Annotated in this window: 15 protein-coding genes; 4 read left to right on the top strand and 11 right to left on the bottom strand. The window is 69.2% G+C overall.

Annotated features, from left to right (window positions below; all coding sequences use genetic code 11):
* Positions 1-3: 3 nt before the first annotated feature.
* The 7 genes from ACZYY4_RS00975 to ACZYY4_RS00945 all read right to left on the bottom strand — a co-directional run bounded on the left by ACZYY4_RS00975 (position 4) and on the right by ACZYY4_RS00945 (position 9,605).
* Entirely contained in the window at positions 4-1,269 is a 1,266-nt protein-coding gene (locus ACZYY4_RS00975) for an aromatic ring-hydroxylating oxygenase subunit alpha (RefSeq protein WP_463807547.1), read from the bottom strand.
* A gap of 138 nt (positions 1,270-1,407) precedes the next feature.
* Positions 1,408-2,925 carry an amidophosphoribosyltransferase gene (gene purF / locus ACZYY4_RS00970; RefSeq protein WP_463807546.1) on the bottom strand — a complete coding sequence of 506 codons (1,518 nt, stop codon included), beginning with the start codon at positions 2,923-2,925 and terminating at the stop codon, positions 1,408-1,410.
* A 50-nt stretch (positions 2,926-2,975) separates the two neighbouring features.
* Positions 2,976-3,380, bottom strand: a complete 405-nt coding sequence (locus tag ACZYY4_RS00965; RefSeq protein WP_463807545.1) for a sterol carrier family protein — start codon at positions 3,378-3,380, stop codon at positions 2,976-2,978.
* A 4-nt stretch (positions 3,381-3,384) separates the two neighbouring features.
* The gene (locus tag ACZYY4_RS00960; protein WP_463807544.1) at positions 3,385-4,215 is read right to left on the bottom strand and encodes an alpha/beta fold hydrolase; all 831 of its coding nucleotides are present in this window, start codon (positions 4,213-4,215) and stop codon (positions 3,385-3,387) included.
* A 91-nt stretch (positions 4,216-4,306) separates the two neighbouring features.
* Positions 4,307-6,013: an alpha/beta hydrolase gene (locus tag ACZYY4_RS00955; RefSeq protein ID WP_463807543.1), complete on the bottom strand. Its 1,707-nt coding sequence runs from the start codon at positions 6,011-6,013 to the stop codon at positions 4,307-4,309.
* A gap of 10 nt (positions 6,014-6,023) precedes the next feature.
* Entirely contained in the window at positions 6,024-8,294 is a 2,271-nt protein-coding gene (purL, locus tag ACZYY4_RS00950; protein ID WP_463807943.1) for a phosphoribosylformylglycinamidine synthase subunit PurL, read from the bottom strand.
* Positions 8,295-8,339: 45 nt separating this feature from the next.
* A complete protein-coding gene (locus tag ACZYY4_RS00945; RefSeq protein ID WP_463807542.1) occupies positions 8,340-9,605 on the bottom strand; it encodes a M18 family aminopeptidase in 1,266 nt (421 codons plus the stop codon).
* On the opposite strand from ACZYY4_RS00945, the gene ACZYY4_RS00940 reads away from it, so the two are divergent.
* The 3 genes from ACZYY4_RS00940 (at position 9,604) to ACZYY4_RS00930 (ending at position 13,338) form a co-directional block, all read left to right on the top strand.
* A complete protein-coding gene (locus ACZYY4_RS00940) occupies positions 9,604-10,683 on the top strand; it encodes a Dyp-type peroxidase (RefSeq protein ID WP_463807942.1) in 1,080 nt (359 codons plus the stop codon). The two genes, ACZYY4_RS00945 and ACZYY4_RS00940, sit on opposite strands and share 2 nt — an antisense overlap.
* Positions 10,680-11,477 (top strand): family 1 encapsulin nanocompartment shell protein, encoded by a 798-nt coding sequence (locus tag ACZYY4_RS00935; protein WP_463807541.1) that lies wholly within the window; start codon positions 10,680-10,682, stop codon positions 11,475-11,477. The genes ACZYY4_RS00940 and ACZYY4_RS00935 overlap by 4 nt, the downstream gene beginning before the upstream one ends.
* A gap of 232 nt (positions 11,478-11,709) precedes the next feature.
* The gene (locus tag ACZYY4_RS00930) at positions 11,710-13,338 is read left to right on the top strand and encodes a PGRS repeat-containing protein (protein ID WP_463807540.1); all 1,629 of its coding nucleotides are present in this window, start codon (positions 11,710-11,712) and stop codon (positions 13,336-13,338) included.
* A 92-nt stretch (positions 13,339-13,430) separates the two neighbouring features.
* Here ACZYY4_RS00930 and purQ read toward each other — a convergent pair whose 3' ends face one another.
* Together purQ and purS are read right to left on the bottom strand one after the other, a co-directional pair.
* Complete coding sequence (purQ, locus tag ACZYY4_RS00925; protein WP_463807538.1) at positions 13,431-14,105, bottom strand: phosphoribosylformylglycinamidine synthase subunit PurQ; 675 nt, start codon at positions 14,103-14,105, stop codon at positions 13,431-13,433.
* Positions 14,102-14,341: a phosphoribosylformylglycinamidine synthase subunit PurS gene (purS, locus tag ACZYY4_RS00920; protein ID WP_463807537.1), complete on the bottom strand. Its 240-nt coding sequence runs from the start codon at positions 14,339-14,341 to the stop codon at positions 14,102-14,104. The genes purQ and purS overlap by 4 nt, the downstream gene beginning before the upstream one ends.
* Before the next feature lie 83 nt (positions 14,342-14,424).
* Between purS and ACZYY4_RS00915 the strand changes: the two genes are divergently transcribed.
* Positions 14,425-15,063 carry an MBL fold metallo-hydrolase gene (locus ACZYY4_RS00915; protein ID WP_463807536.1) on the top strand — a complete coding sequence of 213 codons (639 nt, stop codon included), beginning with the start codon at positions 14,425-14,427 and terminating at the stop codon, positions 15,061-15,063.
* A gap of 2 nt (positions 15,064-15,065) precedes the next feature.
* On the opposite strand, the gene ACZYY4_RS00910 is transcribed toward ACZYY4_RS00915, so the two are convergent.
* Entirely contained in the window at positions 15,066-16,721 is a 1,656-nt protein-coding gene (locus ACZYY4_RS00910) for an FAD-binding dehydrogenase (protein WP_463807535.1), read from the bottom strand.
* A gap of 19 nt (positions 16,722-16,740) precedes the next feature.
* Entirely contained in the window at positions 16,741-17,451 is a 711-nt protein-coding gene (locus ACZYY4_RS00905) for a DUF2334 domain-containing protein (protein ID WP_463807534.1), read from the bottom strand.
* Between the last annotated feature and the right edge of the window lie 31 nt (positions 17,452-17,482).

The following is a 17,482-nucleotide window of genomic DNA, read 5'->3' as shown; positions in this document are numbered from 1 at the left end:
CGCTCACACCTTCGCGCTCGAGTGCTCGAATTCGGCGATCCACTTGGCGGTTTCGTGGTGGAAGTGCCGGATCAGCACCTCCTGGTCATTGAGCAGAAAGCGGTCCACCGCGCCGGTGCCGATCATCGTGTGCGTCGCCTCCAAGGTGCTGGCGTCCTGCAATCCGTACTCCTTGAACGACACCGCCGCGAGTTCCTGGGCGACCCGCTCGCGGGGTGTGCGCGGCTGCGGAAAGTACAGCGTGCCTTCGAAGATGTGCGAGTCGTGCGACGTCGGCCAGTAGTGGTAGGTCAGGTACCAGCCCTGGCCCCAGAACAGGATGCTGAAGTTGGGGAAGATCTGGAACGAATCCAGGCCCCAGGGATCGCATTTCGCCGGGTTGAGGCCCTCGGGTACCGGGCCGATGTCCGGCGAGTCCCACGGGCCGAACAGCCCGCTCTGGAGGATCTCCTCGATGGGCTTGCGCATCTCTGCGGCCATCTCCCAGGCCCGCACACCCGAGGTGCTCACCAACCGGTGCGGCCCCTCGAGACGGTAGTGGGGTGCTTCGAAGCCGGCTTCTTCGGCCGCCACCCGGAAGGCCGTGGGCGTCTGGTTCCCGTGCAGCACCGGCGCGTGATAGAACTCCTGGAATGCATCCAGGAACAGCTTCCAGTTGGCATTGACCGACGAACGGTACTGCCAGCGCGACGTCATCTTCCCGAATGGGTAACCTTCCAACGCCGTGACCATCGGTCCGAGGAATTCGCGCAACGATTGCTCGGGCTCCGGCGCGAAGTTGACGAAGATGAAGCCTTCCCAGACTTCGCAGTGCACGCCGACCAGCCCGTAGTTGCTCTTGTCCAGGTCGAAGAACTCCTCTTCCTGCTGCACATGGGTCAGGTTGCCGTCGAGGTCGTAGCGCCAACCGTGGTACTTGCAGGTGAACTGGCGGCAGTTACCGCTGGTCTCCTCCAACGGCATGGTGTCCCACACCAGCTTGTTGCCGCGATGCCGGCAGACGTTGTGGTAGGCCTTGACCTCGTCAGATGTCGTGCGCACCAAGATGATCGAGGTGTTGACGACCTTGAGCTCCTTGGTGTAATAGCTTCCTTTTCGCGGAAGCTGTTCCACCCGACCGACATTCAGCCAGGCACGCTTGAAGATCGCCGCCCGCTCCTTCTCATAGACCTCGGGCGTTATCGAATCCCGGTACGACACCGGTTCGGTACCGAGTTCGGGATAGTGCTGGGTCCAACTGCCCTCGGGCGGCTTGGGAAAACGCGCCACAACCACTCCTGTCCTAGCCGATGATGTCAGGTCACGAGCTCTCGATGGCGCCGACGCTATCGACTGACCGATCCAATGTCAAGTAGTTGATACTAATGGCAGACGCCGACTCGAGGGACTGCGGGAGACCGGATTTGGCTAGGGCTGGCTCAGCGCAGGGTCGATGTCGCTCTCGGCCTGCAACGCCGTGTTGGCCAACATCTGCTCGATGACGTTCTTGCCCAGGGCACTGTCACCGGGCAACTCGATCGGATAGTTGCCGTCGAAGCAGGCGGTGCACAGCCGCGAGCGGGGCTGCTCGGTGGCGGCGATCATGTCGTCCAGCCCGGCGTAACCCAGGCTGTCGGCGCCGATGGTGCGCCGCACCGCCTCGAGCATCTCGGCCTCGTCCTCGACGACGTTGGCGATCAACTCGGCCGGCGAGGCGAAGTCGATGCCGTAGAAGCAGGGCCACTTCACCGGTGGGGAGCCGATCCGCACGTGCACCTCGACGGCGCCCGCCTCGCGGAGCATCCGCACCAGCGCGCGCTGGGTGTTGCCGCGCACGATCGAGTCATCGACGACGATGAGCCGCTTGCCGCGGATGATCTCCTTGAGCGGGTTGAGTTTGAGCCGGATACCCAACTGCCGGATGGTCTGCGACGGCTGGATGAACGTCCGTCCGACATAGGCATTCTTGGTCAGTCCCTGCCCGTAGTCGATGCCGGACTCCTGGGCGTAGCCGACGGCGGCCGGGATGCCGGACTCCGGCACCCCGATGACCAGGTCGGCGTCCACGGGATGTGCACGGGCCAGCCGGCGGCCGACCTCCACCCGGGTGGCGTGCACCGACCGGCCGGCAATGGTGCTGTCGGGCCGGGCCAGGTAGACGTACTCGAACACACAACCCTTCGGGGTGGGGTTGGCGAACCGGGTGGAACGCACCCCGTCGGCGTCGATCGCCAGCAGCTCACCCGGTTCGATGTCCCGGACGAACGAGGCGCCGACGATGTCCAGCGCGGCGGTTTCAGAGGCCACCACCCAGCCGCGGTCGAGCCGCCCCAGCGACAACGGCCGCACCCCCCACGGATCACGAGCGGCGTACAGGGTGTTCTCGTCCATGAAGGTCAGGCAGAACGCGCCGCGCGCCGTCGGCAGCAACTCCAGCGCCGCCTGCTCCAGGGTGGTGTCCGCGGCCCCGTGCGCCAGCAGCGCCCCCAGGATGTCGGAGTCGGTGGTGGCGACGCCGGGGCGGCGGGTGTCGATCAGGCCCAGTTCGCGGGCGCGGCGGGCCAGTTCGGTGGTGTTGACCAGATTGCCGTTGTGGCCCAGCGCCAGTCCGGTGCCGGCCGCGGTGTTGCGGAACACCGGCTGCGCGTTCTCCCAGGTGGTGTCACCGGTGGTGGAGTAGCGACAGTGCCCGATGGCCACGTGCCCCGGCATCGCTATCAACGTCTGCTCTTCGAATACCTGGCTGACCAAGCCGAGATCCTTGAACACCAGCACCTGCGAGCCGTCGCCCACCGCGATCCCGGCGGCCTCCTGACCGCGATGCTGCAACGCATACAGGCCGTAATACGTGAGCTTGGCTACTTCTTCGCCGGGAGCCCATACGCCGAATACGCCGCACTCCTCACGGGGCGCGTTCTCAAGGTCTTCCACTTGCTGGTCAGGCACGTTTTGGCTGCTCCAGGGGGCGGGCGTGAGTGACGGCGTCCAGTCTACGGTCAATCGGCGCCGAGTTTGACCAACGGCAGCCATTCGGCGATCTCGGCGGCCCGCGAGCCGGACAACCGCAGTTTCGCGGTGGCCGTGGCCTCGGGTGTGGAGAGCAGCCCGGCGGCCAGCAACAGCCAGCTGCGCGGGTCGGTCTCGACGACGTTGGGCGGGGTGCCGCGGGTATGTCGCGGCCCGGCGATGCACTGCACGGCGACAAAGGGCGGAACGCGCAACTCGACGCTGGCGCCCGGGGCCAGCTCGGCCAGGGTGCGGGCGGTCAGGCGGACCGCGGCGGCCAGTTCCGTCCGGTCCGGGGCGGGCCGGCTCTCGTCGCGCAGCCAGTCGGCGAGCGCCAGCACGGCCGCGCGGGTCTTCGCCGGGTCCGATTTCGAACGTGCGGGATCGACTGCCATCGCCTCAGTCGTCTCGGTCGGTGGCGAACCAATCGAGCAGCAGGTCGGCGAGCCGGTCCGGCTCGGTATCGGGGATCCAGTGCGAGACGCCCGGGAGCACCTCGAATCGGTAATCCGCGTCGACGTATCGGACGGTGTTGCGAGCCGCCTTGGGTTTCAGGGCGATGTCGCGGTCGCTCCACACGTACATGGTGGGCACCGAAACGCGCCGGGTACTGGCCCGGACGTCCGACAGGGGCATGCCCCGGTACCAGTTGAGCCCGCCGGTCAGCGCACCTCGTTCGGTCATGGCCCGGGCATCCCGTTCGGCCACGGCTGCGGTCTGCCCGCTGCGCAACAGGGCTTTGACGGCGACGCGTCTCATCAGCAATTCCGGCAGCCACGGCAGCTGGAAGAAACCCATGTACCAGGACGCCAGGCCCTGTCGACTGGTGACAAGCGACTTCAGGAACGCGGCAGGATGCGGCACCGACACCGGCGACACGGTGGCGAGCCGTTCGGGCATTTCGGCCGCGACGGCCCACGCCACCGCCGCACCCCAGTCGTGTCCCACCAGGTGCACCCGCTGCGCACCACTGGCGTCGATCAGGGCGCCGACGTCGGCGACGAGTTCGGACAGCCGATAGTCACGGCGCCGGGGCGGCCGCGCACCGGGTGAATAGCCGCGCTGGTTGGGTGCCAGGCACCGGTAGCCTGCGGCGGTGAGCCGGTCGATCACGGCGTTCCAGCTGTCGTTGCGTTGCGGGAAGCCGTGCAGCAACACCACGACCGGCCCGTCGGGTGGACCGGCGTCGCGGACATCGAATACCAGGCCGTCACGGGTGTAGCGCTCCATGGGTGAAGCATCCCGCATTCTGCTGGGTGCGACTACCCAGCCCCGGCGGTTCAGCAAGACTCAACGAAGGAGAGGCGAAGCTGGAACCGCCCTATCGGCCCCGCAGTGCCGCCCGGATCCGCTCGGTGTCGTCCGGCTTCCACCCGTCCGGAGGCAGCACCGCCACCCAGCCGTCCAGGATCGTGTCGGCGTAGTTGTGGCCGTGCCCGGACGGCATCGATTCACCGTGCGCCAGATCGGCGCTGACCTGCCAGAACGTCACCACCGGATACCACCGCATCGACGCGGTGCGGTCCGGGCCGGGCGCCTCGGTCAGCCAGTCGGGCCGGGCGAACAGCAGATCCGGGGACCACCAGACCACCGGATCGGAGGCGTGCTGCAAGAACAGCACCCGCGAGCCGGGCCACGGCGGCGCGGCAATCCCGGCGATCTCGGCCGGCAAGGTGGCCTGGGAGAACCGCACGGTGCGCCCGTTGTCGTAGCGCGGCAGCGTCGCGGTGCTGCCCGGGTCGCGTCGCACCAGCAGCGCGTGCCACAGCGGGCTGGCCTGCGGGGGGCCCACCCACAGCACCGCGTCGAAACCCATCTCGGCGATGTCGGGCAGCCAGTCGAACGCGGCCTGACCGGCCATCGCACCCAGGCTTTCGCCGTAGAGCACCAGCTTGGGCCGGTGATCGGCGGGCAGGCGTTGCCAGCGCTGCGCGATGGTCTGCACCAGCAGCCGGCCGGAGTCCATCGACTTGCGCTGGTCGGCCAGAAACGAGATCCAGCTCGGCAGGTACGAGTACTGCACGGCGACCATCGCGGTGTCACCGTTGTAGAGCGTCTCCAACGAATTCGCTGCGGCCGGATTGACCCACCCGGTGCCGGTGGTCGGTACCACGACCAGCACCCGGCGGTCGAAGGCGTGGGTGCGTTCCAGTTCGTCGACCAGCAGCTCCATCCGGGCCTGATCGTCTTCTGCGCTGTGCAGCCCGGCGTACACCCGGATGGGTTCGCGGGCGGGCCGCCCGTTGATCCGGCTCAGTTCGTCCGCGTGCGCGCCCCCGGCCACGAAGCTGCGGCCCTGGCTGCCCAGGGTGTCCCACGGCGCCAACGACGCCGGGCTGCCGGACCGCTCCGGCTGCTGCGGCTGGATCGCCCAGGGTTGGGTGCCGCTGTCCTCGGGCTGGAACACCGCGCTGGCGCCGGCGAAGAACCCGCGGATGAGCACCCCGTTGATCAAGCTGACCAACACCACGACGACGATCGCGGTGCCGATGAACAGGGCGACCTCGTTGTGCAGATGCCAGCGCCGGATCAACGCCCGGGCCAGCAGCCGGCTGATGTCGATCAGCGTCCGCACCGTCGCGACCAGGGCGGCCGCGACGCCGATCGCAACGCCCAGGGTGCGCAGGTAACCCAGCGTTCCCGGGCCTTCGATGCCGAGCAGCTCCGAAACCTCCCGCTGCCAGCCGGCGGCCGGGATCAGCATCAGCACGCACGCGGTCGGCGCCGCCACCACGACGGCCGACTTCAGCAAGAGCAGCACCCGTTTCGACGGCGGCCACCACCGGGCGCCGCGCAGCACGAACCGGTCGACCGCCGCACCGATCACCACTCCCAGGCCGTAGCCGAAGGCGGCGTTGATGCCACCGATCAGACCCTGGAACAGCCAGTCGCGCGGCAACAGCGACGGGGTCAGCGAAAGACAGAAGAACAGCGCACCGAAGCCCACCCCGACGAACTTCAGCCGCAACAGCCCCCATGCCCACACCAACAGCGGGTGTCTGCTCCGGGGTGCGGCCGTGGTCCCCATGCCAGTGCGGTTATCCGAAGATCCCCGGCAGCACCGCCTCCGATGTGCTGCGCAGCTCCGCCAGCGGCACACTGAACTGACCTTGGACCTCCACCTCGCTCGAGGCCTGGTCCACCACACCGATGCGCACGGCCGGCAGCCCGCGTGCCTCGCACATGGAACGGAATCGGGTCTCCTCGGTGCGCGGCACCGCGACCAGCGCCCGCCCCGCCGACTCGGAGAACAGGAATACGAACGGGTCAGCCCCTTCGGGAAGCAGAATGCGGCAACCGGTTTCACCGGCGATCGCCGATTCGACCACGGCCTGGATCAGGCCGCCCTCGCTCAAGTCGTGCGCCCCTGACACCAGGCCGTCGCGCGATGCCGCGCACAGCACCTCGGCGAGCAGCCTCTCGCGCTCCAGGTCGACTTCCGGTGGCAGCCCGCCCAAATGGTCGCCGGTCACCTGCGCCCAGATGGAGCCGTCGAACTCATCGCGGGTGTCACCGAGCAACAGCAACGTCTCGCCGGGCTCGACGCCGAACGCCGACGGCAGCCGGCGGTCCACATCGTCGATGACGCCGAGCACACCGACCACCGGGGTGGGGTGGATCGGTGTTGCGCCGGTCTGGTTGTAGAAGCTCACGTTGCCGCCGGTGACCGGAATCCCCAGTGCCGCACAACCATCCGCCAGACCGCGTACCGCCTCGGCGAACTGCCACATCACTCCGGGGTCTTCCGGGGACCCGAAGTTCAGGCAGTTGGTGACGGCGATCGGCGTGGCGCCGGTGACCGCCACGTTGCGGTACGCCTCGGCCAGCGCCAACTGGGCACCGGCGTAGGGGTCCAGCTTGGTGTAGCGGCCCGAGGCGTCGGTGGAGATGGCGATCCCGCGCCCGGAGGCCTCATCGATGCGCAGCATCCCGCCGTCGGCGTGCTCGGCCAGCACGGTGTTGCCGCGCACGTAGCGGTCGTACTGTTCGGTGATGAACGCCCGGCTGCACAGGTGTGGACTGCCCAGCAGCGCAAGCAGAGTCGCGCGCAGCTGCTCGCCGGTTACCGGTCGCGGAAGGTGTCCGGAGCGGTCGGCGTTGAGTGCGTCCTGGGTGTCCGGGCGCTGCACCGGGCGGTGGTAGATCGGGCCCTCGTGGGCCACCGTGCGCGGCGGGACGTCGACGACGGTCTGGCCATGCCAGGTGATCTGCAGCCGGTCGCCGGCGGTGACCTCACCGATCACCGTTGCCAGCACATCCCATTTCTCGCACACCGCCATGAAGGCGTCCACGTTCTCCGGTGTCACAACGGCGCACATCCGCTCCTGCGACTCGCTGGAGAGCACCTCGGCCGGGTTCATGTTCGCCGCGCGCAGCGGCACCTTCTCCAGTTCGATCGCCATGCCGCCGTCACCTGCGGATGCCAACTCCGAAGTGGCGCAGGACAATCCGGCACCACCGAGGTCCTGGATGCCGACCACCAGCTTGGCGGCGTACAGCTCCAGGCAGCACTCGATGAGCACCTTCTCGGTGAACGGGTCGCCGACCTGAACCGACGGCAGCTTCTTGCGCCCGGCACCGGACTCGTCCCCGCCGAAGGTGTCCGACGCCAGCACCGACACGCCGCCGATACCGTCCAGGCCGGTGCGCGCCCCGAACAGGATGATCTTGTTGCCGGTACCCGACGCGAAGGCCAGGTGCAGGTCTTCTTTCTTGAGCACCCCGACACAGAGTGCGTTGACCAGGGGATTGCCGGCGTAGCAGGCGTCGAAGACGGTTTCGCCACCGATGTTGGGCAGCCCCAGCGAGTTGCCGTAGCCGCCGATGCCGCGCACCACCCCGTCGAGCACCCGGCGGGTGTCGGGGGCGTCGGCGGCACCGAAGCGCAGCTGGTCCATCACCGCGACCGGACGCGCGCCCATCGCCATGATGTCGCGAACGATGCCACCCACCCCGGTGGCCGCGCCCTGATACGGCTCGACGTAGGACGGGTGGTTGTGCGACTCCACCTTGAACGTGACCGCCCAGCCGTCACCGATGTCGACCACACCGGCGTTCTCGCCGATGCCGGCCAGCATGGCCTTGCGCATCTCGTCGGTGGTGGTCTCACCGAAGTAGCGCAGGTGCACCTTGGAGGACTTGTAGGAGCAGTGCTCGCTCCACATCACCGAGTACATGGCCAGCTCGGCGTCGGTGGGACGACGGCCCAGGATGTCGCGGATGCGCTGGTACTCGTCGTCCTTGAGGCCCAGTTCGGCGAAGGGTTGCGGATGGTCGGGAGTAGCGGCGGCGTGTTCGACGGTATCGATGGCAGGCCCGGGCGTCACGGCCACAGTGTAGGGCACCGATTTAGCTCAGTCCGGCGCCAGGAACGCCGCCAGCGCGGCCGCGTAGGAGGCGACGTCGCGCGCGCCCATCAGCTCCCGCGCCGAATGCATGGCCAGTTGCGGTGCGCCCACGTCCACGGTGGGGATGCCGGTGCGGGCCGCACTCATCGGACCGATGGTCGACCCGCACGGCAGGTCGGCGCGATGTTCGTAGCGCTGCAGCGGAACCCCCGCCTGATCACAGGCCAGGGCGAACGTCGCAGCGGTGCGGCCGTCGGTGGCGTAGCGCAGATTGGGCTGCACCTTGAGCACCGGGCCGGCGTTGACTGCGATCTGATGACCCGGCTCGTGGCGGTCCGGGTAGTTGGGGTGGGTGGCATGCGCCATGTCCGCCGACGCCAGCGTCGAGGCGGCCAGCCGGCGCAGCAAGTCCTCCCGATCCCCGCCGGCGGCCAGCGTGATCCGCTCCAGGACGCCTCGCAGCAGGTCCGACTGAGCGCCGTGATCCGACGTCGACCCGACCTCCTCATGGTCGAACAGCACCAACACCGGCAGGTAGCGGCCCGGCTGTCGGGCGGAGCCCGCGGATAGCAGCGCCTCCAGCCCGGCGTAGCAGCTGGCCTGGTTGTCCAGCCGCGGCGCACTGACGAACTCCTCGCCCACCCCGGTCGGTGCGGACGGCGCCAGGTCGTGGGTCATCAGGTCGAAGCCCAGCACCTCGCGGGGTGCCACCCCGGCGCGTTCGGCGACGTAGCCCAAGAAGTCCGGGGCCGCCCCATCCCCCCAGACCGCGTTGAGGTGCCGCTGGGGGTCCAGCGTGACCGCCTTGCGATCGTCGGCCAGGTGGATGGCCAGTTGCGGCACCCGCAGGATCGGCTCGTCGATACGGACCAGATAGTGGGCGCCACTGCGCACCGAGAGGCGCCCGCTGACACCCAGGTCGCGGTCCAGCCAGGAGTTCAGCCAGGCGCCGCCGTAGGGCGCCAACGCCACCAGCTGCCAGCCGGCCACCTCGCGGACGGGATGCTGCTTGACCCGCAGGTTCGGGCTGTCGGTGTGGGCACCGACGATGCGGAACCCGGCGCCCGGGCTGGTGGCGCCCGCTCCGTCCCACGCCACCAGCGACCCGGCCCGCACCGTGAAGTAGCGCCCGGGCGCCCCCGGCCAGCGGTCAGTCTCCGCGAGCTCGGTGTAGCCGGCGGCCCGCAGCCGCTGCGCGACGGTCACGCAGGCGTGAAACGGCGATGGTGAGGCGTCGATGAACTCGCATAATCCGGTTGCGGTGGCCGCCATGGCCTCAAGTCTTTCGCATCCGGGCCGCGGTGGGGACGTTAGGGTCGATACCGTGCCGTCCGTTCAGCCCGTCACCGCTCCTTTGACATGTGCCGCCATTTTCCTGGTCACCACCATCGATGAGGGCGGTGCGACGACAGTGCACGACGCATTGCCGGAGCTGGCGGGTTTCGCCCGGGCGATCGGCTTCCGTGACCCGACAAAACGGCTGTCGCTGGTGACCTCGATCGGCTCGGATGCCTGGGACCGGCTGTTCGACGGGCCCCGACCCGCACAGCTGCATCCGTTCGTCGAGCTGACCGGTCCGCGTCACACCGCTCCGGCCACCCCGGGCGATCTGCTGTTCCACATCAAGGCCGAGAGGATGGACGTCTGCTTCGAGCTGGCGGGACGAATCGTCAAGGCGATGGCGGGCGCGGTCACCGTGGTCGACGAGGTGCATGGTTTCCGGTTCTTCGACAATCGCGACCTGCTGGGCTTCGTCGACGGCACCGAGAACCCGGTCGGTGACGAGGCGCGCGACGCCACCGCGGTCGGTGACGAGGACCCCGAATTCGCCGGCGGGTCTTATGTGCACATCCAGAAATACCTGCACGATATGGCCGCCTGGGACGCACTGCCGGTCACCGAGCAGGAGCGGGTGATCGGCCGCACCAAGGCCGACGACATCGAGTTCGACGACGCGGTGAAGCCGGCCGACTCGCACGTCGCGCTGAACGTGATCACCGACGACGACGGCAATGAATTGGACATCGTGCGGCACAACATGCCGTTCGGCGCGGTGGGCGCCGGCGAGTCCGGCACCTACTACATCGCCTACGCGCGCAGCCCGGAGATCACCGAGCAGATGCTGCGCAACATGTTCCTCGGCGACCCGCCGGGCAACACCGACCGCATCCTGGATTTCTCCACGGCGGTCACCGGCGGATTGTTCTTCACCCCCACCGCCGACTTCCTCGACGATCCGCCGCCGCTCCCCGGCTCGGCGGCACCGACCCGGGCTGCGCCCGTCGAGACCGCCGGCCCCGGCGTTGAAAGCTCACTGAATATCGGCAGTCTGAAAGGAACCTCGCAATGAACAACCTGTATCGCGATCTGGCCCCGGTCACCGAAGCGGCCTGGGCCGACATCGAGCAGGAGGCGAGCCGGACGTTCAAGCGGCACATCGCCGGCCGCCGGGTCGTCGACGTGAGCGAGCCGGCCGGGCCGACTGCCGCCTCGGTGGGCACCGGTCGACTGACCGATGTCGGCGCCCCGGCCGACGGTGTCCAGGCGCACCTGCGCTCCAGCAAACCGCTGGTTCGCCTGCGGGTACCGTTCACCCTGTCGCGTGCGGAGATCGACGACGTCGAGCGCGGCTCGCAGGACGCCGACTGGGACCCGGTCAAGGACGCGGCCAAGAAGCTGGCATTCGCCGAGGACCGGCTGATCTTCGAGGGCTACCCCGCCGCCTCGGTGCAGGGTATCCGCAGCGCGAGCTCGAACGCCGCGCTGACGCTGCCGGAAGACCCGCGCGAGATCCCCGACGTCATCGCCCAGGCGCTGTCCGCCCTGCGCCTCGCCGGGGTCGACGGCCCGTACTCGGTACTGCTGTCAGCCGACACCTACACCAAGGTCAGCGAAACCACCCAACACGGATACCCGATCCGCGAGCACCTGCATCGCCTGGTCGACGGCGACATCATCTGGGCGCCGGCGATCGACGGCGCATTCGTGCTCACCACCCGGGGTGGGGATTTCGACCTGCAGTTGGGCACCGACGTGTCGATCGGCTACCTGTCACATGACGCCGAGAACGTAGCGCTTTACCTGCAGGAGACGTGTACGTTCCTGTGCCACACCGCCGAGGCCGCCGTCGCGCTGACCTGTTAGACAGTGCTGAGTTCTTCGGATCAGCCGTTCGTAGCAAGTGCGTCGGGAGTTCGTTGTCATGCACGGAACCCCGGATAAGTGGACAATCTCCTACGCGAAAAGCCAACTGGCGGAAGCATTCCTGAGAGTCTGAGTCTCAGGTTGCTGCGCCTCCCGGTCCGCGTTAGCTTAAGAAAGTCCTTGCCCGCATAAGGCTTTCACACGGGTTAGTCCACACCTGGGAGGTAGGTAGATGACTATCAGCAAGCGCACCACGGAGCATGATCAGGCACTCGGCGCGAAGGCACGCCGTCGCAATCGTTTGGCCGGGGCGGGGAGCGCGGCGGCCGCGTTCTTGGCGTTCGGGATGGCCCCGCTGGCCACCGCGCCGAACGCACAGGCCGATGATGGACTATTCGACTGGCTGACGGACATGTTCGACCCCAGCCTGGTCGCAGGATCGGCTTTGGAGACCGGCCCCGGAGTCGACGGTGTCTTCGGCGATTCACCGTTCTGGGACCAGCTGCTGACGGCCAACCCTGATCTGGACCCCGCGAGCGTGGTCGAGTCGTGGATGTATGACCCGTGGCACACCGCGCTGGAGAGCTGGATCAACAGTGATCTGGGCCAGCAGATCGACAACAGCATCAATGCCGCCTACATCCAGATGAACGGCGTGGAGAGCCTCGATGGCGCCTGTGGCCTGATCTGCAACGGTATCGACGGCACCCAGACCGATCCCGAAGGCGGCGCCGGCGGATTGTGGTTCGGCGACGGCGGCGACGGCTGGGACTCCACCGTCCAGGGCCTGGCCGGTGGTGATGGTGGTTCCGCCGGATTCTTCGGCAACGGCGGCGACGGCGGCGACGGCTGGGACTCCACCGTGGCCGGAGTGGACGGTGGTGCCGGCGGCAACGGTGGCACCGGCGGCACGGTGATGGGTGACGGCGGCGTCGGCGGCACCGGTGGCGACGGGTATGCCGACACGGGTAACGGCGCCGGCAGCACCGCGCTCGGCTCCAACGGTGGCACCGGTGGCAACGGCGGCGACACCAGCGATGCCAGCACCTTGATCTTCGGCAACGGTGGTGCCGGTGGTGCGGGCGGTGCCGGTGGCGCCGGTACCGCCAACGGTGCCGGCGGCACAGTCACCGGCGGCAGCGGCGGTGCCGGTGGCATCGGCGGTGACTCCTTTGCACCCATCGGCAACGGCGGTGAAGGCGGCACCGGTGGTGCGGGCGGTAGCGGCGGCGAAGGCACCTCCAACGGCCACGACGGCAACTCCACCGGCGGTGACGGCGGGATGGGCGGCACCGGTGGTACCGCCGAGAACGGGCACGGCGGCACCGGCGGGGTCGGCGGCGACGGCGGCGACGCCCGGTCCAACGGTTCCAGCGGCGTGGCCGCCGCTGGTGACGGCGGGACCGGCGGCACCGGCGGCCAGGGCCTGATCGCCGGCACCGGCGGTGACGGCGGTGCCGGCGGCGAAGCCAGGGCCAACGGCGCCGGGGGCACCGCCATCGGTGGCGTCGGCGGCGACGGCGGCGTGGGCGCCATCGGCGGTACCGGCGCCGACGGTGTTGTCGGCTCGCCCGGCGGCGCGGGTGGCAACGGCGGCGTGGGTGGCAACGCGACCACCCACGGCTCGGGTGGCGCCTCTACGGCCGGCAACGGCGGCAACGGCGGCGCGGGTGGCAACGGTGGTACCGGCGGCACCGGTGCGGCCGGTGGCGAGGGCGGTCCGGGCGGTCAGCCCGGTGCCGGCGGCACCGCTACGGCGACCGGCAACGACACCATCGAGACCAATGGGACGGCCGGCGCGCCCGGGGACGACGGCCAGACGGGTGCGGCCGGGCCGACCACCGCTCCCACTGCTCCCTGACACGCGTTGGCGTAAAAGTGCCCGCACGCCCTCGGCGTGCGGGCACTTTTATTGCGGTCTAGGTGTCCGTGCGGTAGAAGAACCAGGAGACCTCAGGCCGCCAGCACCGCGTCCAGCGCGGAGTAGAACAGCCCCAGCCCATCGTCGCTGGGCCCGGTCAGTGCCTCGATCGCGTGCTCGGGGTGCGGCATCAGCCCTACCACCCGGCCGTTGGCCGAGCTGACCCCGGCGATGTCGCGCATCGAGCCGTTGATGTTGTCGAGGTAGCGGAACACCACCCGGCCCTCGGCCTCCAGCTCGTCGAGCACCTGCGGGGAGGCCACGTAGCGACCCTCGCCGGACTTCAGCGGCACCAGCAGGTCGGCGTCGGCGTCGAACCGGGACGTCCAGGCCGTCTCGGTGGAAGCCACCCGCAGCCAGACGTCGCGGCAGACGAAGTGCAGGCCGGCGTTGCGGGTCAGCGCGCCCGGCAACAGCCCGGCCTCGCACAGCACCTGGAATCCGTTGCAGATCCCCAGCACCGGCATGCCGCGGCCAGCCGCCTCCACTACCTCGCCCATCACCGGAGCGAACCGGGCGATGGCGCCGGCGCGCAGGTAGTCGCCGTAGGAGAACCCGCCGGGGACGACGACGGCGTCGACGCCCTTGAGGTCGGCGTCGGCATGCCACAGGTTGACCGGCTCGGCACCGACGAACCGGACCGCGCGTATAGCGTCGACGTCGTCGAGGGTGCCGGGAAAGGTGATGACACCCACCCGGACGCTCACGGCGTCTCCCGGCTCACGGTCCAGTCCTCGATCACCGTGTTTGCCAGCAGTGATTCGGCGATCGCGGCGAGCGCGGCATCGTCGATCGAATCGTCGACCTCGAGTTCGAAGCGCTTGCCCTGTCGCACCTCCGACACTCCGGTGTGTCCGAGTCGGGAAAGCGCGCCGGCGATCGCTTGACCCTGCGGGTCGAGAATCTCGGCTTTGGGCATCACGTGCACAACCACCCGGGCCACGCGCGCTCCCTACTGTCGACGGAGATCGGTCGGGTCAACAATACCGATGCCTGTCCGCGGCGCCGGAGCGCACAATCGAAGGCATGCGACTGACCCACTTCGGCCATTCCTGTCTGCTCGCCGATTTCGTCGACACCACGGTGCTGTTCGACCCGGGAAACTTCTCCCACGGCTTCGAGGGCATCACCGGGCTGACGGCCATCCTCGTCACCCACCAGCACCCCGACCACGTCGACACCGCCCGGTTACCGGCCCTGATCGAGGCCAATCCGGACGCCGCGCTCTACGCCGACCCGCAGACCGCCGCCCAGCTGGGCCCACCATGGCGACCGGTGCACGTCGGGGATTCCTTCGAGCTCGGCTCGCTGCGGGTGCGCGGGGTGGGCGGGCAGCACGCGGTGATACATCCGGAGATCCCGATGATCGACAACATCTCCTACCTGGTCGGCGACGCCGGTCATCCGGCGCGCTTGATGCATCCCGGCGACGCGCTGTTCGTGCCCGGCGAGCCGGTGGATGTGCTCGCCACCCCGGCCGCGGCGCCGTGGATGAAGATCTCCGAGGCGGTCGACTATCTGCGCGCCGTGGCGCCGCGGGCCGCCGTGCCGATCCACCAGGGCATCATCGCGACCGAGGCCCGTGGCATCTACCACGGCCGGCTCGCCGAGATGGGACGCACCGATTTCCAGGTGCTGCCCGCCGAGAGCGCCGTGGCGTTCTAGTTCTAGGCGATATCCCCGGCGGCGCCCCGGCCGGCGGCGCGGCCGGAGAAGATGCACCCGCCCAGGAACGTGCCCTCCAGCGCCCGATAGCCGTGCACCCCGCCGCCCCCGAATCCAGCGACCTCCCCGGCCGCATACAGGCCGTCGATCGGCTTGCCATCGCCGCCCAGCACCCGGGAATCCAAGTCGGTCTCCAAGCCGCCCAACGTCTTCCGGGTGAGGATGTGCAGCTTGACCGCGATCAGCGGGCCGGCGGCCGGGTCGGTCAACCGGTGCGGGGCGACCACCCGGCCCAGCCGGTCGCCCAGGTAGGCGCGGGCCCCACGGATCGCGGTGATCTGGCCGTCCTTGCTGAACCGGTTGGCCACCTCGCGGTCGCGCGCGGTGACTTCGGCCGCCACCGTCGCGTAGTCCAGCGGCACCACGTCGGGCAGGTCGTTCATGCGCTCGACCAGATTCCGCAGCGAATCGGCGTGCACGAAGTCCACCCCGCGGTCGATGAACGCCTGCACCGGCGGCGGTGGCCCGGACCGGGCGCGCGACGCGACCAACTGACGCAGGCTGCGCCCGGTCAGGTCCGGGTTCTGCTCCTGACCGGACAGCGCGAATTCCTTCTCGATGATCTTCGCGTTGAGCACGAACCAGGTGTAGTCCTGCCCGGAGCGGGCGATGTGTTCCAAGGTGCCCAGGGTGTCGAAGCCGGGGTACAGCGGTCCGGGCAGCCGGGCGCCGGCCGCGTCCAGCCACAGCGGGGACGGGCCGGGGATGATCCGGATGCCGTGGCCGGGCCAGATCGGGTCGTAGTTGGTGATGCCCTCGGTGTAGTGCCACATCCGGTCGCGGTTGATCACCCGGCCGCCGGCAGCCTCGGTGATGCCGATCATCCGCCCGTCGACGTGGGCGGGTACCCCGGCCAGCAGTTGCGACGGGACGCGGCCCATCCGGTCGGGCCAGTTCTGGCGCACCAGATCGAGGTTCCCGCCGATGCCACCGCTGGTCACCAGCACCGCGGGAGCACGGAACTCGAACTGCCCCACCGTGTTCCGTGACGAAGCCACACCTCGCGGCGCGGACGACGGTTCCAGCACACTGCCCCGCACGCCGGTCACCCGGCCGCCTTCGACGATCAGCTCGTCGACCTGGTGCCGATGCGCGAAGCGGACTCTGGAACGGCCCCGCAGCCGGCCCGCGAAGATCTCGACCAGGGCGGGCCCGGTCCCCCAGGTGATGTGGAACCGGGGCACCGAATTGCCGGGCCCGATCGCGCCGTAGCCGCCACGCTCAGCCCAGCCGACCAGCGGGAAGACCTTCAGCCCGCGAGCGGTCAGCCAGCTGCGTTTCTCACCGGAGGCGAAGTCGACGTAGGCGTGGGCCCATTGGCGCGGCCAATGGTCGCACGCGCGGTCGAAGCGCGCGGTGCCCAGCCAATCCTGCAGTGCCAGTTCGTGGCTGTCGCGCACGCCCAGTCGCCGCTGCTCGGGGCTGTCGACGAAGAACAGGCCGCCGAAGGACCAGAACGCCTGCCCGCCCAGGTTCGCGCCGTTCTCCTGGTCGGCGATCAACACCCGCTGCCCGCGTTCCACCAGTTCGCAGGCCGCCACCAGGCCGGCCAGACCCGCCCCGACGATGATCGCGTCGGCGTCCGCCCTATCGCTCATGGCGTTCCAGGGTAACGACTCAGGCGCTGAGCCCGGAGGGCACATCGACCGCGACGGGCCACCGGTAGCTCTCCGGCAGACAGCCGTGGCCCAGGGCCGTGTCCACCGCGTCTAGCATTGCCGTCACCACGCCGGGTTGGCTCAGCTGTCGAGCGCCCACCGACAGCCGAACCAGACCGCCGCGGCGTGCGATGCGCTCACTGGTCGCCACCACCATCCGGCACCACCAGGGCGTAGTCAGAAATCCGGCTCCGACGCCGACCACCCGGGCCCGCACCGCGCGGTCCAGTACCAGATCGGTCACGGCGTGCAAACCGGCAAGAAGACGGAACCCGTTGCGCGGCAACGCCACCACGGTTCCCGGTGATACCGTCCAGCCGGGCGCGGCGAACAGCCGGGTGCGCAATCCCAGGTGCTCCAGCACCCGGTCGGCACCCAGTAGTCGCAGGTTGGCCTCGTGGGCGGGCAGCGTGGCGAACTCGCCGCGACGCTTCTTGGTGGCGGCTTCATCGAACCCGTGCAGGACGATGGCTGCACCGTCGGCCCGCCGGTGCGCCAGCCAGTCCACCGTGCGCGGGTCGCGGTCCAGTCGGTAGTCCGCACCGAGCCGCGGCGCCACCAGCAGCGACACCGGTATCGCGCGGTTGTCCAGATGCGCGCAGAACGCCTCGGCGTCGGCGCAGGTCCGTTCACCGATCCCCGAGACGGAGACGATCAGCTGTCCGGTCACCCCACCAGTGTGGCCAGCGCAGATGTCCGGC

This window comes from Mycobacterium sp. IDUB_21, from assembly GCF_055419425.1.
The sequence above is the reverse complement of the archived record's forward strand: the minus strand, read 5'-3'. Positions and strand labels throughout refer to the sequence as shown.